The organism is Cryobacterium sinapicolor, assembly GCF_004403465.1.
Lineage (GTDB): Bacteria > Actinomycetota > Actinomycetes > Actinomycetales > Microbacteriaceae > Cryobacterium > Cryobacterium sinapicolor.
In genome coordinates, this window is sequence record NZ_SOGQ01000050.1 from 1 (window position 1) to 20,634 (window position 20,634).

A 20,634-nucleotide genomic window follows, 5' to 3' on the forward strand; every position below is an offset into this window, starting at 1 on the left:
GTGACGGGTATCGAAACGCCGAGCGGATGCCCTGTTCGCGCACGCCGCTCGAGATCGTACTCATCTAAGCGCGTCGACGACACGACCCAGTCCAATGCGGCATCCGCCAGAATTCGCCAGCTCATAATCTCGCGCACCGACGGCGGGAAAACCTACCTTGCCTGCGCGCTGGCCATCGGCGCTTGCCAGAGCGAACATTCGGTTCTTACTTCCGGATGGACGACCTCGCCCGCCGCCTCGTCATCGCCCGCGGCGACAGCATTGCCCACCAGAAGCTGTTGAACGAGCTCTCCAACATCGATTTGCTCATCATCGATGACTTCCTCACCGTCGGCGTCGACAGCGACGCCGCCAGCGACCTGTTCGCAATCCTCGCGATCTGCGAACACCGGCTGCCGACGATGATCGCCTCGCAGACCGGTCCGGCGCGCTGAGTTGCCGAGCTGCCCGACCGGGTCGCGGCGGACTCGATCGTGAACCGCTTCGCCAACAACGCCCGGATCATCAACCTTGGCCAGATCGATATGCGCCGGCACCGCAACGACCAAGCCCGCGCCCAGGACGGCTACTGGGAGTGATGCTCAGCGGCCCAGGCACGAAGCGCGGGCCGCTACCACCTCGTCAGAACCGTGCTATCACCTGCATGGACCACCTGCATGGACTGGCGCTACCATCAAGCGCTACTCGCAATCCGGCCATCTGTGCGACCCGCCGCAGAGGACCCGAACCGTCGACGCCGGCGTGGCCTTGACCCCGGAGAGTGGACACGGGTTAAGCGGCGAGTTGGATCTCTGCGGCCTGTGACGAGTATTGCATCTCGAAGTCCACTGGGGTGACGTGCCCGATCGAGGAGTGCCGGCGGCGGCGGTTGTAGCGGTCCTCGATCCAGTCCGCGACGCCTTGGATCGCGCGGGCTCGGGTGGGCCAAACCCGGCGGTAGTAGAACTCTTTCGACGACTGCGCCCGCGCTCTGAATTGCCTCAACATTGTGACGCACTTCAAAGGCTGTGGCCTCGAGTGCGGATCTATATATATCGCCACGCGTGTGTGACAGCGTGAGGCCAGCGAAGACCCCTCGGGCGTCTGGGTCCATGATGGGGGTTCGTTCACCGGCGAAGTACGGCAGCATGAGCAGACCGTGGGCGCCTGGTCCGGAAACCGCTGCTTCCCTAACAAGCACGGGGTAGTCCGGCGCTCCAAACAAGTCTCGCAGCAACCCCGTTATTGCGCCCGACGTTGCCATCCCTCCTGCAAGGTTCCGCGTTCCCTTGAAGACGCCGACTGTTCCCCAGAGTCCCGGAACACTGATCCGTTCGCTGAGAGTGCTGATCAGGAACATTGTGGTGCCGTACATGAGCATGAGATCACCAGGCTTCTGGGCGCCGACGCTCACCGCTTCAGTCCAAGCATCAATCGAGCCGGCGATGACGGGGATGCCTCGTGGCAGACCTGTCACCGCCGCCGCCTCTGCCGTCACTGGCCCAACCACGTCGTCCGCCCAAACAAGGTCCGGCAGTTCGAGTTCTGGAGCGATGAGATCCGCCCACGGTTTGTACCATTTGTTTTCCACAGTGTCGTACAACGGCGTGCACTGACTGGCTGACTCATGGTCGAGCACGTAGCTTCCGGTCAGTGCCCTACGTGTCAGGGTGAGTTGAGGCCAGTAGCTCAGAGCAAGTCCGCCGTTTGACGTAGGGCGAGAATCAGGAAGTCCCACTATGTCCAGCCCCTCGTTGATCGCCGTGCGCGACGATAGTTCCATGAACAACAGCAGTCCCGGCCCCCGCGCGGGCGGCCCCACGCCCTGGCGTTCGTTCACCCCGAAGCAGAAACTTGACCACCTCGCCGCCTACGAGGACGCCATCTCCCGCAACGGGGGCGGCGCGTATTTGCGGGAGCAGGGTATCTATTCCTCGCAGATCACGGAGTGGCGAAAACTGCGCGACGCCGGGGTACTGCAGGGCAAGAAACCCGGGGAGAAGATCGGCCGGCTCACGCCCGAACAGGCCGAGATCGCCCGCCTCCGCCGCCAACTGGAGGTGACGGAACGGCGGTTGGAAACGACGGGGGTGGCGTTGGAGATCATGTCAAAAATGCACGAGCTACTCGAAAATCTTTCGAAGAGCTCGCGGGACGAAACACCGCACACGAAACCGTGATGACCACCTACCGCGACCTCACCACCCGCGGTGTACCGACTCGGACGGCCGCCGCCCTGGTCGGGTTACCGCGGGCGACCGCGACCCGGACGGCTCGCACCAGGGTCACCCGGCCGGTATCGGTGCCGGCGCACCGCCTCGACGTCCTCGAACGGGCCCGGATCCTGGCGGTGGTGAACTCGGCCCGGTTCGTGGACTTGCCGCCGATCCAGATCTACGCGCAGCTGCCCGACGAGGGTGTGTATTTGGCGTCGATCTCAACGATCTACCGGGTGTTGGGCGAGAACAAGCAGGTCAGGGAACGCCGCCGATTGGCCCGCCACCCGGCCAGGGCGATCTAGGAACTGGTCGCCACCGGCCCCGGCCAGGTCTATACGTGGGACATCACCAAACTGCCCGCCCGATCAAGGGCAAGTACTTCGACTGCTTCGTGATGATCGATATCTACTCCCGCTATATCGTCGGCGTGAAGGTCCATCCGGCCGAGTCCGCCGTCCTCGCCGCGGAGATGATGAGAGAGACCTTCTCCATCCATGGCACCCCGCAGGTCGTCCACGCCGACCGGGGCACGTCGATGACGAGCAAGACCGTCGCCGCACTGCTCTCGGATCTCGAGGTCACGAAGTCGCACTCCCGACCCCGGGTCAGCAACGACAACCCCTACTCGGAGTCGTGGTTCAAGACGCTCAAGTTCGCCCCGGTGTTCCCTGAACGCTTCGGCAGCCTCGGCGATACCCGACGCTTCATGAATACCTTCGTCGAGGGTTACAACCACAACCACCGGCACACCGGGATCGGGCTCAACACCCCTGCCGACGTCCACTACGGCCTCGCCGCCGGCAAGGCCGCCGAACGGGCCGCGACCCTCGCCGCAGCACGCGCCCGGCACCCCGAGCGCTTCAGCACCAGCTGCGACCCGAAGATCCTCGCCGCCCCCGACGCGGCCTGGATCAACAAGCCCGCCGAAGCTCAAGAAGACGAGCCAAAACTAGCCGCTTGAACTCACGCTGGCCTCATTCACCTTGACAAATTCCGCAGCTGCCATGCCAACCAAGAGGCAGGCATGAAGAACCGTTTTGCCCGCGCAAAAACCTCTGGTTCCAGCCACGGAGTGACGACGAGTGTTGCCTGTGTCGAGGTCAGCGAAGGTGTTTGAATGCCGTTCCCGATCGTCCAACAACGATCGCCACTTCCGAACCAGGGCGAGGTCCTCCCGGACCCAGCGACGGCATCTCCACGACCCGACCTCGTGACCCGGATGCTGCCTTTCCGTCTCGACGGAATCCTGGCTCAGCTCTGCCCGCCCTTCCGCTTGCGGAAGGCGATCATGTTCATGCGGCTGCCGCACCGGGCGCTGCAGAATCGTTTGGACCCGTTGCGGGAGAGATCCAGGATGAGGCCGGCGCAGTCATCCGCCCCACAGATCCGCAGCCGCTGCATCTCATCCATTCGGATGACGTCCGTCAGGGCAAGCGCGGCCTCCACGCGCATCCGTTCACCGAGCGGAGCGTCGGACGTCGTCGCGTGCAGGTGCCAGTCGGACCCGTCGTGCCGGGCGAGATACGGCAGGGCGTGCGCGTCGGCCAGCATCTTATTGACCTGGACCACTGCAGCGTCCCGTTCGAGGCTCCAGACGAGCCGCACCTGATCGCGGGCGCTCAGCACATCCCGCCGCTCGTACTCGTCCCCGTCGATGCGGCCGGAAAAGGGATACCCCGCAAGGAAATCGGCCAGTTGCTCGAGCGTCGCGATCTCGTCGGTGCCGCTTCGGGAGGCCGCCGGGTCGGTATTTCCGAGCTCAGCGGCGAACTCCAGCGCCTCCTCGGTGTCATGGGCAAACTGCATGTTGACTCCTAACAGGACCTGGCGTATCGTTATGGTCATTAACAATTGTAGACCGCAACACTGAACGCTGGAGGAGCAGTCATGGTGAAGATCTCCTCAACGTCAGCCGGCCTGGCAGTAGCGGTCCTCGGGTCCGTCTCGTTCGGCACCTCCGGCGCGTTCATCAAGCCGCTCCTCGAGTCGGGCTGGTCCCCGACCGCGGCCGTGACCGCCCGGGTGGCTATCGGCGGGCTCGTTCTGCTGCCGGTCGCCCTCGTCTCGCTGCGCGGACGCTGGCCCGCCCTGTGGCGGGCGCGTTGGCGGGTGATCGTGATGGCCATCGTCGGCGTCGTCATCACCCAGGTTTTTTACTTCGCCGCGATCCAGACCATTCCCGTCGCCACGGCACTGCTGATTGAACTTCTCGCGCCGCTGCTCTTGGTCGGCGTCGCGTGGGCGACGACCCGGCGCGTCCCGCGCGCCCTGGTTCTGATCGGCTCGGTTTTCGCCGTCGGCGGCCTGCTGCTCGTGATCGGCCCGGGGGCCGTTCGCGCCGTCGACCCGGTCGGCCTGATGTTCGCGTTCTGCGCCATGATCGGCTGCGCGACCTACTTCGTCGTGGCGGCCCGTCCCAGCGACGGGCTATCGCCGGTCGCGTTCGCGGCCTCGGGTCTCGTGCTGGGCGGCCTGGTCCTGGGTCTGCTCGGTGTCGCCGGCCTTCTGCCGCTCACCGCAACGTTCGGCGACCTGCCGCTCGCGGGTGTCGAACTGCCGTGGTGGGTGCCGTTGGGAATCGTAGCGGTGGTCAGCACCGCGATCGCCTATGTCGCCGGCATCACCGCGGCCGAGGCCCTCGGGTCGCGGCTGGCCTCCTTCGTGTCCCTGCTCGAGGTCGTCTTCGCGGCTCTGTTCGCCTGGCTCCTGCTCGGCGAACAGCTCACGCCCCTGCAACTCCTTGGCGGCGCCTTGATCCTGGGCGGTATCGCGGCCGTTCGCGCCGCGGGCTCTACGGACGAATTCCCCGCCACCTCCCTCGAGAAGCTGGAGTCACCAGCGTTCGGAGCACACGTTCTCGAGACCCGCTGATCCGTTCGACGTTCGTCATGCGGCCGACGCCCCTGCCCTATTTTGATAACGTCGTCCCCATGCCTGACTCAACGAAGAGCACGCCTATCGGCCAGCGCGATATCCTTGATTACCCGCGCTACGCGGGCCTCGCGACATTCGCCCTGCTTCCGCGGATCGAAGACGTTCCGCAAGCCGACGTGGCAGTCCTGGGCATCCCGTTCGACGCCGGCACCAGTTTTCGGCCCGGTGCGCGCTTCGGTCCGAATCACATTCGCGAAGCATCCCGGCAGCTTCACCCCTATCACCAGACTCACGACGTGTATCCGTTCAGGGTGAACCAGGTCGTTGACGCCGGCGACCTCGGAGTCACCCCATACAGCATTGAGGCGGCGGTCGCCTCGATTGAGAAAGCGGCCAGCGGATACGCAGAGCAAGGGATCCGGCTGGTCACGCTCGGCGGTGACCACACTATCGCTCTCCCCCTACTTCGAGCAGTTGCCAAGAAGAACGGACCACTCGGCGTCATTCACTTCGATGCCCACCTGGACACCTGGGACACATATTTCGGCGCCCCGATTTGGCACGGGTCACCGTTCCGACGTGCCGCCGAGGAAGGCCTCCTGGATTCTCAACGATGCGTCCACGTCGGACTCCGCGGTGGTGTCTACGACAAGACCGAACTTGAAGCCGACGGAGTACTGGGGTTCCAGATCATCCGCGCTGACGACTACGAGACGCACGGCGCGGCAAAAATCGTCGAGCGCATCCGCAATCGAATCGAGGGTGGGCCGGTCTACATCTCCATCGACATCGACGTGCTCGACCCAGCGCATGCGCCGGCCACCGGCACACCGGAAGTCGCCGGACTCACCACCCGGGAGCTGTTCACCACCCTTCGCGGGCTGACCGGCATCGGGATCGTGGGCGCCGACATCGTGGAGGTGGCGCCAGCCTATGACCACGCGGCTTTGACGGGACTAGTGGCGGCTCACACCGCCTGGGAAGTCCTCTCACTCATGGCCTATGACAAGGAGCACTACGGCCTGTAGCGAGTGGGCCGTGGGAGCGTGAGGAAATTTGAAGAAAGATCCCACAAGACGGATTCTGGGCTGTCCGGGTAGCACCCTCCGCAAGCAGTTCGCGTCGCGACCCTTAAGACCCTAATGCCGTTTGCCGCAGCGTGGACCATGAAGGGCGGCACTCAGCAGTTCGATGAGGAGTGTTTTCGCGGACGTTGAGCGGAATTGAATGAGGTTTGGATATGTCAAATTCGGACCCGGGCGGTCTATAAAGGACCCGGTCGTGACACCCCTGTAGTGGGTCGTGCGGGACTGCCTTGGCCATGCGGGCAACAGCCACTCGCGCATGCGCTAGCTTTAGCCTCATGTTGTGGCGGGGATTCCCTCACCGCGAGTCCTCTGAAGAACTGAGAGCACCGTTGACCAAGCTCATCGCTATAGTGCGTCTCGCGGCCGTCACGCTTGGGGTCGTGGCCATCATCGCCACTCTGGCTGACACCGCTACTAGGGCGACGATCAACCCGTTCAACTTCTTCGGGTTCTTCACCATGCAGAGCAACATCATCTGGCTCGTAGTGATGGCAATCACGGGAGTCGGCGTGCTGCGCGGGAAGAAGCAATCAGACCTGCTCCCCCTCACCCGCGGCTGCGCGACGGCATACATGATCCTCGTCGGCGCCATTTACAACGTGCTCTTGGCTGGCCAAGAGGGCGGCGTTGCCCTCGAGTGGGCGAACAACGTCGTTCATATCATCCTCCCGATCTATGCCGTGCTCGACTGGATCCTTTTCGCTGACCGCCCGCCGCTGGCATGGAAGCGCCTTTGGGTTTCGTTGATCTATCCGATGGTTTGGGTGGTTGTCGTACTCATTCGGGGAGCCACCGATGGGTGGGTTCCCTACCCCTTCTTAAATTCTGACACTGGATACGGATCCGTGTTTGCCTACGTGATTGGTATTGCAGTGCTGACCGTCGTCACCGCCGCGGTCGTGTGGGGTCTCAGTCGAATGCAGCGTGTGAAACTTGCGCCCGCCAAGGCAATGGCCTAAACAACGAAGCCGGTCCCCCATCGGCCCAACTGTCATCTCCATAGTTGAGCGCGGGCGTGGGCGAGGCGGTGCGAGTCGGTTCCGGTTTCGATAATCGTGCCGTTGAAGGTGGGTCGGTCGACGATCGCGTCGCAGAGCCTCGGTCAAAGAAGGTCTTCGTCCATCCGGGGAAGGATCCGTTGGATGCGTTCCCGATGCTGTTGCTCTCTTCTCTTTCGGTGAAAGTTGAAGTCGAAGTCCCCCAACAACGTATCCCGCGGGAAGCCAGCGGCCTTTACCCGCCGCACCGAAGAGCGTCGGTCTCGGGCGTCACATTCCGCTACGAGGAGCTCGGCGAGATACCGTTGGGAGTTGAGTGGCTCCTTCTGCCCTGCGGTGGTCGACTCCTCGACCACCGCCCGGATCATGAGGAACCGGAGCCTGCGGCATGCCTGATCTATCGCAGCCGCCGGCGAGTACCGCGGCCGGCAGCATCCGACGGTGGTCGCTGCCCACGAGAATCCGGCAGACGTGAGGGATGACGAGACCGACGAAACCGATGCCGCCGGCAACGGACAGGATGGTCCCGGTCAGAAGTGCCGTGGCCACCAGCAACCCTCCGCGCAGACGCTGCACAGAGACACCGAGCGAGGTCGCGGCTTCATCGCCCATCAGCAAAGCGTTGAGCGCGCGGCCCTGCAGGAGGGCAAGTAGGAGTACGGCGACCAGCACCACCGCCGGGGCGGCGAGCTGATTCATGGTCACTGCCGAGACGCTGCCAAGTAAGAAGAACAACACACTGAACACGTTTTGGGCATCGGTCGTGATGGTGAGGTAACTCGTGACCGCGCTGAACAGCGAGCCCAGAGCCACTCCGGAGAGAATCAGAACTCGAGGCAACCGGAATTGCCACACCGCCTGGTCCTGCAACACCGTGACGGACCCGTCGACCATCCACGGCATCCCGGGCACCAGGTGCCCGACGATAATGCGCAGAGAGTCTGCCGCCGACACCTGCACCGGTCCAGCGCTGCTCGAGACAAGAACGGTCAAAATGAGCAACCCGCCGAGCATCACACAGAGGCCCTGCGACCACAGTCCGCCTTTTCGGCGCAGAACCGTGACAGGTACCGCCTGCGGGGCGAGTAGGGGGCGGGTCATCGGGTCGTAGCGGTCGGCGGCATCATTCCTTAATCATAATGATTCTCAATAAGAAGTACGAACGCATCACCACCCACGGGTCAGCGGGCGAGCCTCGTGAGTTTGGGTCGCACTCGACATTCCTGCGGCTTTCGGGCATGCGTGAACCTCGCCGCCCGGAGAGGGGGCTGGAGTCTGCCCGCCACAGCCGTTCACACTGCACACATCGGCCAATGCATCGCGACCCGCAGAAGAACAGCAAACCGAAATAATGTGTAGTATCAAATGCTTTATTGGGTTTAGTGTATATAATAATGAGCTTAAGGGAGGAGATCTAGTGGTCGAGAAACGAACAACACCCATCCCGGTCCGGCGTGCTCTGCGTGAACTTGGTACAGACGTTCAGACATGGCGCAAACTTCTCGGGTTGACTGCTGCGCAGGTCGCGGACCGTGCCGGTATGAGCCGGGCCACCCTCCACAAGCTTGAATCGGGGCAGGGAGGCGTCAGCCTCGAGACCGCGCTGCGTGTCTTCCGGGCACTGGGAATCATGGACACCGTCGTTGAAAGCGCCGACCCTTATCGCAGCGACATCGGCCGGCGGCGCTCGGAGGAAGTTCTCCCGCAGCGTGTGCGTCAGAGCCTGCCGAAGAAACAGGCCGATGTCTGACGCTGAAGTCTGGGTGCAAATAAGCGATGTCGACGTCCGCGCAGGCACGGTCTACGCGCATCGTCGACGCAACTCAGAGAGCGCCACGTTCACCTACGACATCGATTATCTGGCCAGACCAGACGCGTACTCCCTCGATCCGGGACTGCCGCTCTCATCCGGGTCCTTCAACACTGCGGACGGGCGTCGCCTATTCGGGGTGTTCACGGACTGCGCTCCCGACCGCTGGGGACGCAAACTCATTGAACGATCCGAACGTCACCGTGCTACCCAAGGCGGTGTCGCTGAACGCAGTTTCGGTGAACTGGACTACACGCTCGGTGTTCGCGACGACCTACGTCAAGGCGGAACCATGCCCCTCCCCGGGAGGAGAGCCTGCGGTCCTCGAGGTCGCCGCGAGGATAATCGGCACGCGACTGCCCTTCGACCGGCCGCTCTGGTCAGCGACGCTCGTGACCGAGGCGAAGGCCCATGCCGGGGAGGAGGTCAGGGATACTTCCAGTTCTGGTGCTGGGGATGCCGCCTCGGTGTCGGCTCTCATCATTGTGTTCCACCATGTGCTCGCCGACGGGATCGGTGGACTCGCCGTGCTCGCAAACCTCGTCGACGGGCCGGACCCAGCCGGTTCAACAGCACCCCGTGAGAGGCCCGGCGGAGGGAGTGGCGGCGGGTCCGCTCGCCCGATCTTCCCTCGGCCGGCGCCCTCTTCAGCCGCCCTCGTAGCCGATGCCCGTGCCGAACGCATCCGTTCGCTGCGTCGACTACCCACCGACCTGCGTCGCCTCGCCGGGGCAGCCGCCGTGCTCCGCACCGCAGTGCGCGTGCACGTGAAGCCGAGCTCGCTCAACCGGCACACAGGCACCCGGCGTCGGTTTGCGAGCATCCGCCTGGACCTCGCCCGGGTACACGCAGCGGCCCGCGCCCACGACGCCACCGTAAACGATGTAGTGCTCACGGCCATCGCCGGCGCTCTAAATCGCCTACTTATCTCTCGCGGTGAGGTCCCCGGACAGCCCGCACCTCCCGGCGAATTTGGCACCGGCGGTACCGGCGACCCCGACCGCGGTCCCGGCACCATCGTCATTTCCGTCCCGTTCTCCGCTCGAACCCGCACAAACGCGGGGGACCTGGGAAACCAGAGCGGCGCGGTCCCACTCGCCCTGCCCGGCTCAGGCGACCCGTTCGACCGACTCGCCGTGGTCGCGGGGGTCACCCGCACCGTCAAGACGTCCCCGCCCGGTGCCTCGACAGCGCTGCTCGGCCCGTTCTTCCGGTTGCTCGCCCAGCTCGGCCTGTTCCAGTGGTTCATCGACTGGCAGCGTCTCATTCACACGTTCGCGACCAACCTGCGCGGCCCGCAGACTCCGATCACGCTCTTCGGGTGCCCCGTCACCGACCTCGTGCCCCTCACCGTCCCGACCGGCAATGTCACGATCTCGTTCGCCGTGCTCTCCTACGCGGGCACCCTCCGCGTCACGATTACCGCCGATCCGGAGGCCTGCCCCGACCTCCCGACCCTCCGCCGCGCCCTCACAGCCGAGCTCGATGCCCTCGCCCCGGGCTGACGCAGCGAGCTGGTTCGGTCAGCCCTCACGCCCTGGGAATCCGGCTGGCAAGCACTCTTCGCGGCGGCCTGCGGCCCGCCCCGATCCGTTTGCTTCGCCGATCCTCCGGCTTGCGGGCAGGCAGGCCAAGAGTTGGATCCGGTTCGATCCGTAGGATTACCCTCATGCTCCCAAACGCTGAACTCACAGTGCCGACGGCCCAAGACCTTGAGCTCGTTGAGCTCGCAAGGGAGGTCATCGACGCGAACACGGATGCCGGGGCCGACGAAGATGGTGCACAGACTATGGGCGCGGCAGTTCGAGACGCCGACGGCCGTATGTTCGCTGGGGTGAATCTGTTCCACTTCACCGGCGGTCCGTGCGCCGAGCTGGTTGCACTTGGCGCGGCGCGTGCACAGGGCGGGCGAGAAATCACGACAATCGTCGCTGTTGGCAATCACGGACGCGGTGTTGTCGGCCCATGCGGGCGTGACAGACAGGTCCTTTTCGATTACTACCCAGGCATCAGGGTGCTTCTTCCAACCGCCGAGGGCGTTCGCGTCGCCACCATTGAGACCCTGCTGCCGTTTGCCGCAGCATGGACCATGGAAGGCGGCACTCAACAGTTCGACGGGGAGCGCTTTCGCTGACGTCGAGCGGGATTGAATGAGCTCCTCGTGCGTCCTTGTGTGCCTACCGCGGCGGATCGCGCCGCTGTGCAAGCATTTCGTATGCAGATCACCATGCGGCAGGCCACCTCCACCGATTACTCCTGCCTTTTAGATCTCCACGAGAGCGCGATGGCAGCCTGTGTCTCCCCGCCGATCTTGATAATCAGGCGCGCCGAATCCCCGGCTTGGACGGCCTTCACCGTGAGGGCGTCAAAGACGACCGCCCCGTCTTCGCTGTCTTCACGGACGGAGCCCGCATTATCGGCCAGGTCCCAGCCTCAGCCCGGTCCGGTCCGGTCCGGTCGGGCTCAGTGGACTCATGCCTATCGTTACAATGGGCGTGTCGCTCGGGCGGTCCGTCCGACTGCTGACGTGGTCGGAGGGTCTTGTCCGTTGAACACCGCTTCACTTGTGCTTCGCTTGCCATTCCGTGGTCGGTGGACAGCAGAGAACAGCCCGGCTAACCGTGTTCCCAGCCATGGAACTCATCTGTACGGCACGACATTCGCGATCGACTTCCTCGCCGTAGACGAACTCGGTCATTCAGCGAAACGCGGTTGGCGCTCGGTGTTGGCAACGGAATCCCCGGGGGTCTTTGTCGGATTCGGCGCACCGATCCTGGCACCGGTATCGGGCATTGTCGTTGCCACGATCGACGGCGAGCGTGATCACGAAGCCCGCCGCTCGCAAGTGGCGCTGATTCCGTACGCGCTGTCCCAAGCTCGCCGGGTTCGAGAGGGCGTGCGCTCGATTGCGGGGAATCACGTGGTCATCGCGCTGGAGCCGACCGGGCCTTTCGTGCTCATCGCCCATCTCCAGCGCGGATCGGTGAGGGTGGAGATTGGATCAGTGGTCAAGGTCGGCGAGCCTATTGGAGCATGCGGCAATTCGGGCAATAGCACGCAGCCTCACGTACACGTGCAAGTCACTGACTCAACTATCTGGCCGACGGCGCGCGGCAGGCCAATCGTCTTTGAGCGCCCTCAGGTCGATGGTGGCAACTGGCTTCCGAGGAACGGGGAGACCTTCACCGCCTCCTGAATTGCGCACGGACCCGTTCCCGGTGAGCACGTCATCACGGCCGATAGTGGTGGTCGATGACTAGCGAGCCTGCGCCGCCGTTGCGAACGTCTGCAGTCCGGCGACGCGGAGCACGTCGAGCGTACCGGCATCCGCTGAGCCCGGCTCTGCGGTGTGATGACGAGGCGCAGGTCGCTCCCGGGCACGGTGGGCACGTCGCAATCAAGGGTGATCTTGCCGACGAGAGCCGACGCGATCGTCTTACGCTCGGCGAGGGCGCAGGTGTCGGATTCGAGGCCGCCAGCCGCCTCGTGGCCCTCGGACCCACGGTCTACCTCGCGGCGCAACCCCGAGAAGGGCCGCGGCCGCTCGCCAGCCAGACCGACCGGTCGGTTCTCGGATAGGATGATTGCATGGATCGTCGATCACTCATTCTCACAGCCGCCCGAAACCTCACTCTCGAGCGTGGTGTCGTACCGTCGCTGAACAGCACCGCGAGTGCCGCGGGGGTGTCAAAGGGCGGACTGATCCACCATTTTCCTTCGCGCGCGGCTCTTGTTCAGGGCTTGGCCATCGAGGCGTTGGAGGAGCTCGACGCGGCGATGATTACGGCGTCGATGGACGGCCGGGCGGCGGAAGCCTGGCTCAGGCTTTCCGTGCCGACCGGTGAGGACGTGGCTCTGTTTCGCGCTTTGGCCGTCGCGCACCGGGCGGTCGAGTCTCCGGGTGATGACGTCGCCGCCGCCGCGCAGGAAGCCGTCTCTCAGTGGGAGGCGATGATTCAGAGGGAAACGGGTGACGCAACGCGCGCGAGGGTGATCCGCCTCGTCGGGGACGGGCTCGCCGCCAACGTGATCGCCGGCATAGAGCCTGCCCCCACCCCCGCACAACTCGACACCCTCATCGACGCCCTGATTCCTCGACCCGGAGGCGCGTCACGACAATGAGTGGAGCACTACTGGGCGCCATTGCCGGCCTAGCGGCCCTCGACGCTTTCAACCCGGCAACCATCGTCGCCGTCACACTGATCCTGCTCGCTGCACCCAGCAGGCCCGGACTGACGGCACTGGTGACTATCTTCGGCGCGGCCACAACCGTGTTCCTGGCAGGCGCAGCACTGTTTCTCGGTGCTAGCGCAGCCGCAGGCGCGGTCGGCGGCATCGTGCTCGCGCTGCGCTATGTCGCCTTCGGCGCAGCGGGAGCCGCGCTGGTTATCGCGGGCGTTCGACGCTTCCGAACCCGACCCCGCAAACCCATCGAACTGCCCGCCTGGTTCACCCCGTGGACTGCATTCCCTTTCGGTGCACTCCTCACCGCCGCCGATCTGCCCAACGCATTCCCTTACTTCATCGCTATCGAAAGGCTCATCGACGCCCAAGCCAGCACCGGTGTAGCGCTCCTGGTGCTCGCCGGGTATACCGTCATCTATTGCTTACCCTGCCTGGTGCTTCTGGTCGTCGGACTGCTCTCTCGCCAACGAACCCGTGCGCTTCTGGCCCGCGTCACGAACCGTTTCGGAACCGGTGCCGTCCCTGCGTCACCGGCAGCGGCGATCGCGCTTATGACGCTTGGTCTCTTCGTCGGGACCGTGCCCTTCTGGGCTCTCGGCTAACATCGACCACCCGGCGTCAGGCGCACGGCAATTCGGTAGCTGCACAGCGGGGCACGACCTCCATCAAGAAGGACGGCGAGAGCGGTTGGGGATCGACGTTTTCGTGGTCGCCGCCCAAACCTCCGAATGGGGAACCTGCCCCGCTCACGGTAGCGTCGCCGCACTCGTGCTTCGACGACGCCCAGAGACCTCCGTCGGAATCCCGCGCGAGAACACCAGGGAGAGCAGGGAGATCACGGTCAGAGCGAAGAAGGCCCTGCGGAGTGAGGCGACCTGCGATTCGGTGTAGATGCGGCTGAGCGTTTGCGCTTCAGCGGTCGTCAGACCCGTCTCTGTGGCGATGCCCTCGACGCTCGCGGCTGGCACGATGGCCACTCCTCCCTGCGTCGCCTCGTTCACCGCCGATTGAACCTTGGGTGAGAGGCCACTGCTTGCCACTCCCGACGCAAATGACGTCGACAGTGCCGCGATGAGCACTGACCCGATCAGGGCCGTCCCCAGTGAGGACCCCAGATTCTGGAACACACCCTGCAGCCCGCCGACCTCGCTCGTCTCTTTCTCCGTAACGCTCGACATGTTGACGTTGCCCAGTTGCGACGCGAGCAGGCCCAGGGCCGCCCCTGCGCTGAACATTCCGAGGGCGAAGGCAACGCTCCTGAGGTCCAGCGACACCGACCCGAGCAGAAGGAGGGAACTGAGCACGAGGATGACTTGGCCCAACCGAACAGTACGGCGCGGTGACCACAATCGCGACAGCCGGGTGCCGACGATGGAGAACAGGATAAGGGAGATAGAGAGCGGGAAAACCTTGAGCCCTGTCTGCAGGGCGTCGAGGCCGAGTGTCATCTGCAGGTACACGGGCACCATGAAAAACAGGCCTGCCGTGAACGCATACTGTGCACCGAGCACGCTCAGCCCGCTGCGCAGCTGCGCGATCCGGAACAACGCCACGTTCAGAAGCGGCGGCCTTCCCATTGCCGCGAGATGCTGCTGGCGACGCACAAAGGCGTAGAGAAGGACGCCTCCGACCAAGATCAACCAGGCTGTGAGGGAGATGCCAAGTGGAGCGATGGGCACGCCGCCGATTTCGGGCACCTGCAGGGGAGATATCCATCCCCACGTCTTGCTCTGCAGCATCCCGAACACCACGCACACCAGGCCGGACGCAGAAAGCAACACACTCAGCACGTCCATGCGCAGGTGCTGCCGCGCTGTCGTGTCGGTCACGTAACGGGAGAGCATCACGACACCGACCATGATCAGCACCTCGGCAACGAAGACATAGCGCCAGCTGAAGTATGTTGTGACGAAGCCGCCGATGAGGGGGCCCGCGGCAACCGCTGCCCCTGAGATCGCCCCGATCACGGCGAATGCGGTGATGCGGTCGCTGCCTTCGTAGTTGTCGGCGATAAGCGCCGCGATGGCCGGGATGACGAGCACCGCGCCGAGCCCCTCGATGATCGACCAGCCGAGGAACAGCATCTGGATGTTCGGGCTCAGCGAGGTGATCAGCGACCCGAACGCGTAGACGCAGGAACCGATCACGAAGGCGCGTCGGCGGCCCCACACATCTCCGAGCTTGGCGCCAAGCAGCATCAGCGCGGCCATCGTCAACGTGTAGAAGGTGATGGCTGCCTGCATGGCGGCGACCGTGGTGTCGAGGTCAGAGACGACGGTAGAAATCGACACGTTCATAACTGTGCCATCGAGGACCATCACGAACTGGGCGCAGCCGAGAATCGTGACGACTGACCACTTCTTCATACCCAGCCTCGCCTTCGGTTCACCACTGGGCAGTGTAGGCCGCACCGATTGCGCGCGCCACGAGTCGGCGAGCTCGGGCGAATCGCCCGAGAGGACAATTCATCGCTCGGTGGCGATGCGCGACGACGAGCTCGGTGCCGCGTTCGCGGACGCCTGGAACGCTCTCCCGAAGGTCGTCTTCAGCCGTACTCTCCACAGCGTTTTGCCAACGCCCGGCTCGCCGCGGCGTCAGTGGGTGAGGAGGTCGCTGCGTCGCTGGGGCCGTGTGTCACTCCGGCCCATTCTCGTAACCGATCAGCCACTGGAGTCCATGACGATCGATGACCTGGCCATCCGAAGCCCCCCAAGGCTTTAATGAAAGGTCGTCAATGACCGTTCCGCCGACAGAGAGTTTGTCGAACCACTCACGGAGAACGTCGGGTTCCGCGATGCCCAGCAACGCAAGCCTCACGCCTTCGAGCTGGACGCTGCCCTCGCCTACTGCCGCATCAGATCCCATCAGGACGACGACGCCCTCGAGCAGCCCGTGAGCTATGGCATGTGGCGGTCCGTCGCTGCGACCGAAATCCTCGTAGGTGTGCAGGAGGAGCTCTCCACCGAAAACATCCGCATAGAAGCCGAGTGCTTCACGCGCTGTGCCGGGGAACGTGACATATATCTGTGGCGCCGTCATGCGCACATCATATAGAACGCTCTCCCGATGATATGAGATCCCAGCACTGGTCGGCTCTCAACGATCCACCGACACCTGAAGCTTCTTCGCCCTCCGCACCTGGTGCAGGATCGGTTCGGTGTATCCGTTGGGTGAGGATGCACCCTCAAGGATGAGTCGGCGTGCAGCCATGAACGCGAGACCGGGACCGGTCGACCCGATCAGTGCCTCGTAGGTCGGGTCATCGGCATTCTGCGCATCGACGACCGCAGCCAGACGCCCGAGGCTCGCGTCGACATCCGTCCTGCTGATCACACCGTGGGTAAGCCAGTTCGCGAGAAGCTGACTGGAGATTCGCAGCGTCGCCCGGTCCTCCATGAGTGCAACGCCATGGATGTCCGGAACCTTGGAACACCCAACTCCCTGATCGACCCATCGAACGACATAGCCGAGGATCGACTGAACGTTGTTGTTCAGCTCGGTCAGGCGCTCCTCGTCGCTGAGGTCTCGCTCGGCGAGTGGAAGGACGAGAATCGGGTCCAGCACCTGGCGAGTGCGCCCGGTCAGTTCTCGCTGACGGGCGGCCACGTCGACCTCGTGATAGTGGATGGCGTGCAGCGTCGCCGCTGTGGGCGACGGGACCCAGGCGGTGGTCGCCCCGGAACGGGGATGCGCGATCTTCTGCTCGAGCATGTCATGCATGAGATCGGGCATGGCCCACATGCCCTTGCCGATCTGGGCACGGCCTGGGAAACCCGTCGCGAGGCCGGCGTCGACGTTCGCATTCTCGTAGGCCGCCATGAAGGGCATGGAACGGATCGCGCTCTTGGTGTCCACCGGCCCGGCGTGCATGGAGGTGTGGATCTCGTCGCCCGTGCGATCGAGGAACCCCGTATTGATGAACGCGATGCGCTCCGCGGCAACGGCGATGCAGGCCCGGAGATTCAGCGTCGTGCGCCGTTCTTCGTCCATGATCCCCATCTTCACGGTGAGTGGGGGCAGGCCGAGGAACTGCTCCACCCGGGCGAACAGGTCGACTGCGAAGGCCACCTCGTCGGGGCCATGCATCTTCGGCTTGACGATGTACACCGAGCCGGTGCGTGAGTTGCCACCGCGGGCCTCGCCGACAAGGTCGGGGAAGGAACCGAGCACGGTCATCACCGCGTCGAGAATCCCTTCGAACACCTCGGCACCGGACGCGTCCCGAACTGTGTCGGTCTGCATCAGGTGCCCGACGTTGCGAACCAGCAGCAGGCTCCGGCCGTGCAGCGTCAAAGCGCCGCCGCCCGGTGCCGTGTAGCCGCGGTCGCGGTTCATGGTGCGCGTGAAGGCGCCGGCGCCCTTCCTGACGGTCTCACTCAGCGTGCTGCGCATGAGCTCGCGCCAGTTGCGGTAGCCGAGCACCTTGTCGTCGGCGTCGACTGCGGCAACCGAGTCTTCGAGGTCCATGATCGTTGTCACCGCGGACTCGAGCACGATGTCCTGGATGCCCGCACTGTCCGTGGCCCCGATGGGTGCGGCCCGGTCAATGATCACGTCGAGGTGCAGTCCGTGGTGGAGGAAGAGCACCGACGACGGCTCCGAGGGCTCTCCCACATAGCCGGCCAGCGCCGAGGGCTCAGCGAGAGCAGCGGATGTTCCGTCCCCCAGAACCACGACCAGCGCACCGTTTTCGACGCGGTAGGCGACGGCATCGGCGTGCGAACCCCTCTCAAGCGGGATGGCCTGGTCGAGCAGGGCTCGTCCGCGCGCGATCACCCGTGCGCCCCGCACCGGGTTGAAGGAGCCCGAGCGGGCCGCGCCGTCGTCATCCGCTATCGCATCGGTGCCGTAGAGCGCATCGTAGAGCGAGCCCCAGCGGGCGTTCGCCGCATTGACAGCGAACCGCGCGTTGAGCAGCGGAACGACGAGCTGCGGTCCAGCCTGCGACGCGATCTCCGAATCGACGTTCGAGGTGGTGATCGTGAAGTCTCCGGGTTCGGGCCTGAGATACCCGATCTCGGTCAGGAACGCGCGGTACTCAACCGGGTCCGGCTGGCCGGGACGATCCAGGTGAAAGGCATCGATCTGGGCCTGCAGGTCATCCCGGAGGCCGAGCAGCTCAGTGTTCCTGGGGGTGAGGTCACTGACCAGCGTGCTCAGCCCCAGCCAGAAGGCGTCCGCGGCAATGCCGGTGCCCTGCAACGCTTCGTTCTCAACGAAGGCGGCGAACGAGGCGGCGAGATCGAGACCCGCTCGCTCGACGCGGGCGGACCGGCCGGGGCCAGGCGCAAAGACGGATGCTGTGATAAGCGTGTTCATCGTTGAACTCCTTGGGCAGGCGCGGGGACGCCCGCTCGGCCGACTGTGTCTGGCCAGTCTCTCACCCGGCACCACAGCTCCATGACGAGTACACGCCGGGATGGCCGCGTGCAATAGTGTTCATCTATCCGGCGGACGCTTCACCCTCAGTTCACCGCACTGTCTCAATCGCTGAATTAGGAACCTGATGGCTGAAGTTCGCGCACGTTCCAGTCGATCCGAACGATTGGATGCGCTCCCGTTCACCCGGGAGCACCGCAAGGTGCTCGTGGGTTCCGGGCTGGGCTGGGCTCTGGATGCGATGGATGTCGGACTGATTTCCTTCGTCCTCGCGCAATTGGCCGTTCAATGGCAGGCCACCGACGTCGAACTCTCCTGGATTGCCTCCGCTGGGTTCGTCGGCATGGCCATCGGGGCAGTTCTGGGTGGCCTGTTGGCCGATCGCATCGGTCGGCGCCAGGTTTTCGCACTCACCCTCCTCGTCTACGGACTCGCGACGGGAGCGTCGGCGTTGTCCGAGACCGTCGCCGTTCTCATCGCGTGGCGATTCCTCGTGGGGCTCGGTCTCGGCGGTGAACTTCCGGTCGCCTCGACGCTCGTGAGCGAGTTCGCGCCGCCACGAATTCGTGGCCGCATCATCGTCATCCTTGAGTCGTTCTGGGCCATCGGCTGGACCGTTTCCGCAGTCATCGGATATCTGGTCGTCCCGGCGTCGGACGACGGATGGCGCTGGGCACTGGCCATCGGAGCGGCTCCGGCCGTCTACGCGGTGGTCGTCCGACTCCGGCTGCCGGAATCGGTTCGCTTCCTCGAGTCGCGTGGCCGCCTCTCCGAGGCGGAGTCGACCGTGAGACGATTCGAAGAATCCGCCGGAGTCACCGCTGCACCCAGTGGTCCTGCGCTGCCCGCACCGACCGTTCAGAGGACGGCGCTTTCCGGTGCCCGGACACGCGTCTCCGCGCTGTGGTCGCAGGGCCTGCGGCGCCGAACGGGTGCGTTGTGGCTGGTCTGGTTCTGCGTGAACTTCTCCTACTACGGCGCCTTCATCTGGCTTCCGACCATCCTGGTCGCGTCGGGGTACTCGCTTGTTCGCTCCTTTGCCTACACGCTGATCATCACCGTGGCGCAACTACCCGGCTATGCCGCTTCGGCGTACCTCATCGAGCGCTGGGGACGGCGCAGGACCCTCGCGGTGTTCCTTGTCGGCTCGGCACTCTCGGCGGCTTTTTTCGGGCTCGCCGGCAATACCACCCAGGTGATCGTTGCCGGCATGCTGCTCTCCTTCTTCAACCTCGGCGCCTGGGGGGCGCTCTACGCGGTGACCCCGGAGCTGTACCCCACGCGCATCCGTGCCACCGGGGCCGGCTGGGCCGCCGGAATCGGGCGGATCGCCGCGATCGTTGCTCCGCTGGCCGTACCGGTTCTGCGCGAGATGGGTGGGACGGCACTCCTGTTCACGGTCTTTGCACTGTTCTTCGTCGTCGCGGCTATCGGCGCTCTCGGGCTCCCCGAGATGCGGGGCGAAGCTTTGGAGGACTGACGCAGTAGCGAGACCGGGCAGCCGCGTTGACTCCGAGGTCGACGTGAGGCGGTCCAGATGACTGTGCCGACTGGTCAGAACCGAGACAGAGGATGCCGCGTGGTTCGCGATCGACGACGCCCGCAAAGAGCACTGGAGTGTTCCTCGTCACTGATCGAGGAGCGCCAGCTCGCCCCGACGTCCAGGTCCACCACTGCATGAGGTCGCGCACGTCGACGGGACCACGCGTGCCGGCGAACACCAACGAGCCCCGTGCGAGATTCTCGATCGGTGCGCCCGGGAAGTCCGCCGGGCCCAGTTCTCGTTCCGCCACGGTCGTGTACCCGGTCGCGGTCACGAACGCAGCACGATCGGCGTTCGTGACCTGGCGACGGTCGATCAACACGGCGCTGGCCGTCACCAGGTGCGCGGGCGCCTCCTCCGCGTAATGATCGTCCGAGCCCATGCGGAAAGTCCCACCGGGCACGAACACCATGCCATCCGACAGCGGCGACGTCTCCTGCCCCACGTCTAGTGCAGCGCGCCATTGGTAGCGTCATCCAGCTGGCGCATGACAGCATCCAAATTGACAGCGGCCGGCTTCTGGTGCGGCGGGAATTGTGCGAAGGCCGGGATCTGCTCA

At 64.6% G+C, this 20,634-nt stretch carries 19 protein-coding genes and 4 pseudogenes; 14 read left to right on the forward strand and 9 right to left on the reverse strand.

Features of this window, described 5'->3' with window-relative positions; all coding sequences use genetic code 11:
• Positions 1-215 precede the first annotated feature (215 nt).
• Positions 216-434: a hypothetical protein gene (locus E3T28_RS17360; protein ID WP_241979275.1), complete on the forward strand. Its 219-nt coding sequence runs from the start codon at positions 216-218 to the stop codon at positions 432-434.
• Between the two features lie 337 nt (positions 435-771).
• Here the strand turns inward: E3T28_RS17360 and E3T28_RS17365 are convergent, their stop codons facing one another.
• Together E3T28_RS17365 and E3T28_RS09940 are read right to left on the reverse strand one after the other, a co-directional pair.
• Positions 772-987 carry an integrase core domain-containing protein gene (locus E3T28_RS17365; protein WP_134430429.1) on the reverse strand — a complete coding sequence of 72 codons (216 nt, stop codon included), beginning with the start codon at positions 985-987 and terminating at the stop codon, positions 772-774.
• A gap of 10 nt (positions 988-997) precedes the next feature.
• Positions 998-1,762 (reverse strand): annotated as a pseudogene (locus E3T28_RS09940) (FGGY-family carbohydrate kinase); the annotation flags it as partial.
• Between E3T28_RS09940 and E3T28_RS09945 the strand changes: the two are divergent.
• A pseudogene (locus tag E3T28_RS09945) lies at positions 1,761-3,159 on the forward strand (IS3 family transposase). The pseudogenes E3T28_RS09940 and E3T28_RS09945 overlap by 2 nt on opposite strands.
• Before the next feature lie 290 nt (positions 3,160-3,449).
• Here the strand turns inward: E3T28_RS09945 and E3T28_RS09950 are convergent.
• Positions 3,450-4,004: a CGNR zinc finger domain-containing protein gene (locus E3T28_RS09950; RefSeq protein WP_134430432.1), complete on the reverse strand. Its 555-nt coding sequence runs from the start codon at positions 4,002-4,004 to the stop codon at positions 3,450-3,452.
• 81 nt (positions 4,005-4,085) lie between these two features.
• Here E3T28_RS09950 and E3T28_RS09955 point away from each other — a divergent pair, with 81 nt between their 5' ends.
• The 3 genes from E3T28_RS09955 (at position 4,086) to E3T28_RS09965 (ending at position 7,119) form a co-directional block, all read left to right on the forward strand.
• Positions 4,086-5,069 (forward strand): DMT family transporter, encoded by a 984-nt coding sequence (locus E3T28_RS09955; protein ID WP_134430435.1) that lies wholly within the window; start codon positions 4,086-4,088, stop codon positions 5,067-5,069.
• Positions 5,070-5,128: 59 nt separating this feature from the next.
• Entirely contained in the window at positions 5,129-6,100 is a 972-nt protein-coding gene (gene speB / locus E3T28_RS09960) for an agmatinase (RefSeq protein ID WP_134430438.1), read from the forward strand.
• 389 nt (positions 6,101-6,489) lie between these two features.
• Positions 6,490-7,119: a Pr6Pr family membrane protein gene (locus E3T28_RS09965; RefSeq protein ID WP_241979276.1), complete on the forward strand. Its 630-nt coding sequence runs from the start codon at positions 6,490-6,492 to the stop codon at positions 7,117-7,119.
• Between the two features lie 143 nt (positions 7,120-7,262).
• On the opposite strand, the gene E3T28_RS17370 is transcribed toward E3T28_RS09965, so the two are convergent.
• The gene (locus tag E3T28_RS17370; RefSeq protein ID WP_370260261.1) at positions 7,263-7,526 is read right to left on the reverse strand and encodes an ATP-binding protein; all 264 of its coding nucleotides are present in this window, start codon (positions 7,524-7,526) and stop codon (positions 7,263-7,265) included.
• Positions 7,429-8,259, reverse strand: coding sequence for a FecCD family ABC transporter permease (locus tag E3T28_RS09975; protein ID WP_198417187.1), 831 nt, complete (start codon positions 8,257-8,259; stop codon positions 7,429-7,431). Before E3T28_RS09975 ends, E3T28_RS17370 begins: the two co-directional genes overlap by 98 nt.
• 316 nt (positions 8,260-8,575) lie before the next feature.
• Here E3T28_RS09975 and E3T28_RS09980 point away from each other — a divergent pair, with 316 nt between their 5' ends.
• From E3T28_RS09980 to E3T28_RS10005, 8 genes and pseudogenes are all read left to right on the forward strand, one after another.
• Positions 8,576-8,908, forward strand: coding sequence for a helix-turn-helix transcriptional regulator (locus tag E3T28_RS09980; RefSeq protein WP_241979277.1), 333 nt, complete (start codon positions 8,576-8,578; stop codon positions 8,906-8,908).
• Positions 8,901-9,113, forward strand: a pseudogene (locus E3T28_RS17755) (type II toxin-antitoxin system HipA family toxin); the annotation flags it as partial. The gene E3T28_RS09980 and the pseudogene E3T28_RS17755, both read left to right, overlap by 8 nt.
• 37 nt (positions 9,114-9,150) lie before the next feature.
• On the forward strand, positions 9,151-10,473 hold the full coding sequence (locus E3T28_RS09985) for a wax ester/triacylglycerol synthase domain-containing protein (RefSeq protein WP_241979278.1): 1,323 nt from the start codon (positions 9,151-9,153) through the stop codon (positions 10,471-10,473).
• A 164-nt stretch (positions 10,474-10,637) separates the two neighbouring features.
• On the forward strand, positions 10,638-11,102 hold the full coding sequence (locus tag E3T28_RS09990) for a cytidine deaminase family protein (protein ID WP_174776804.1): 465 nt from the start codon (positions 10,638-10,640) through the stop codon (positions 11,100-11,102).
• Positions 11,103-11,516: 414 nt separating this feature from the next.
• Entirely contained in the window at positions 11,517-12,164 is a 648-nt protein-coding gene (locus E3T28_RS09995) for a M23 family metallopeptidase (protein WP_241979279.1), read from the forward strand.
• A 392-nt stretch (positions 12,165-12,556) separates the two neighbouring features.
• A pseudogene (locus E3T28_RS17760) lies at positions 12,557-12,694 on the forward strand (TetR/AcrR family transcriptional regulator); the annotation flags it as partial.
• Between the two features lie 15 nt (positions 12,695-12,709).
• On the forward strand, positions 12,710-13,090 hold the full coding sequence (locus E3T28_RS10000; protein WP_241979280.1) for a hypothetical protein: 381 nt from the start codon (positions 12,710-12,712) through the stop codon (positions 13,088-13,090).
• Positions 13,087-13,755, forward strand: a complete 669-nt coding sequence (locus E3T28_RS10005) for a GAP family protein (protein WP_134430452.1) — start codon at positions 13,087-13,089, stop codon at positions 13,753-13,755. Before E3T28_RS10000 ends, E3T28_RS10005 begins: the two co-directional genes overlap by 4 nt.
• Positions 13,756-13,899: 144 nt before the next feature.
• Here the strand turns inward: E3T28_RS10005 and E3T28_RS10010 are convergent, their stop codons facing one another.
• The 3 genes from E3T28_RS10010 to E3T28_RS10025 form a co-directional block, all read right to left on the reverse strand.
• A complete protein-coding gene (locus tag E3T28_RS10010) occupies positions 13,900-15,519 on the reverse strand; it encodes an MFS transporter (protein ID WP_134430455.1) in 1,620 nt (539 codons plus the stop codon).
• A gap of 268 nt (positions 15,520-15,787) precedes the next feature.
• Positions 15,788-16,192 (reverse strand): VOC family protein, encoded by a 405-nt coding sequence (locus E3T28_RS10020; RefSeq protein WP_134430458.1) that lies wholly within the window; start codon positions 16,190-16,192, stop codon positions 15,788-15,790.
• Positions 16,193-16,249: 57 nt separating this feature from the next.
• Positions 16,250-18,472, reverse strand: coding sequence for a malate synthase G (locus E3T28_RS10025; RefSeq protein WP_134430461.1), 2,223 nt, complete (start codon positions 18,470-18,472; stop codon positions 16,250-16,252).
• Between the two features lie 187 nt (positions 18,473-18,659).
• Between E3T28_RS10025 and E3T28_RS10030 the strand changes: the two genes are divergently transcribed.
• Positions 18,660-20,012 carry an MFS transporter gene (locus E3T28_RS10030; RefSeq protein WP_134430464.1) on the forward strand — a complete coding sequence of 451 codons (1,353 nt, stop codon included), beginning with the start codon at positions 18,660-18,662 and terminating at the stop codon, positions 20,010-20,012.
• Here the strand turns inward: E3T28_RS10030 and E3T28_RS10035 are convergent.
• The gene (locus E3T28_RS10035; protein WP_134430467.1) at positions 19,960-20,487 is read right to left on the reverse strand and encodes an SUMF1/EgtB/PvdO family nonheme iron enzyme; all 528 of its coding nucleotides are present in this window, start codon (positions 20,485-20,487) and stop codon (positions 19,960-19,962) included. The genes E3T28_RS10030 and E3T28_RS10035 overlap by 53 nt on opposite strands.
• Positions 20,488-20,634: the final 147 nt, after the last annotated feature.

What these genes read in the sequence shown, in the direction of transcription:
- E3T28_RS17360 (WP_241979275.1), top strand. Translation starts at nt 216, where the DNA reads ATGGACGACCTCGCCCGCCGCCTCGTCATCGCCCGCGGCGACAGCATT.
- E3T28_RS10010 (WP_134430455.1), bottom strand. Translation starts at nt 15,519, where the DNA reads ATGAAGAAGTGGTCAGTCGTCACGATTCTCGGCTGCGCCCAGTTCGTG.
- E3T28_RS09990 (WP_174776804.1), top strand. Translation starts at nt 10,638, where the DNA reads ATGCTCCCAAACGCTGAACTCACAGTGCCGACGGCCCAAGACCTTGAG.
- speB (WP_134430438.1), top strand. Translation starts at nt 5,129, where the DNA reads ATGCCTGACTCAACGAAGAGCACGCCTATCGGCCAGCGCGATATCCTT.
- E3T28_RS17370 (WP_370260261.1), bottom strand. Translation starts at nt 7,526, where the DNA reads ATGATCCGGGCGGTGGTCGAGGAGTCGACCACCGCAGGGCAGAAGGAG.
- E3T28_RS10035 (WP_134430467.1), bottom strand. Translation starts at nt 20,487, where the DNA reads ATGGTGTTCGTGCCCGGTGGGACTTTCCGCATGGGCTCGGACGATCAT.
- E3T28_RS10020 (WP_134430458.1), bottom strand. Translation starts at nt 16,192, where the DNA reads ATGACGGCGCCACAGATATATGTCACGTTCCCCGGCACAGCGCGTGAA.
- E3T28_RS09950 (WP_134430432.1), bottom strand. Translation starts at nt 4,004, where the DNA reads ATGCAGTTTGCCCATGACACCGAGGAGGCGCTGGAGTTCGCCGCTGAG.
- E3T28_RS10030 (WP_134430464.1), top strand. Translation starts at nt 18,660, where the DNA reads ATGGCTGAAGTTCGCGCACGTTCCAGTCGATCCGAACGATTGGATGCG.
- E3T28_RS10005 (WP_134430452.1), top strand. Translation starts at nt 13,087, where the DNA reads ATGAGTGGAGCACTACTGGGCGCCATTGCCGGCCTAGCGGCCCTCGAC.
- E3T28_RS09975 (WP_198417187.1), bottom strand. Translation starts at nt 8,259, where the DNA reads ATGACCCGCCCCCTACTCGCCCCGCAGGCGGTACCTGTCACGGTTCTG.
- E3T28_RS10025 (WP_134430461.1), bottom strand. Translation starts at nt 18,472, where the DNA reads ATGAACACGCTTATCACAGCATCCGTCTTTGCGCCTGGCCCCGGCCGG.
- E3T28_RS09955 (WP_134430435.1), top strand. Translation starts at nt 4,086, where the DNA reads ATGGTGAAGATCTCCTCAACGTCAGCCGGCCTGGCAGTAGCGGTCCTC.
- E3T28_RS17365 (WP_134430429.1), bottom strand. Translation starts at nt 987, where the DNA reads ATGTTGAGGCAATTCAGAGCGCGGGCGCAGTCGTCGAAAGAGTTCTAC.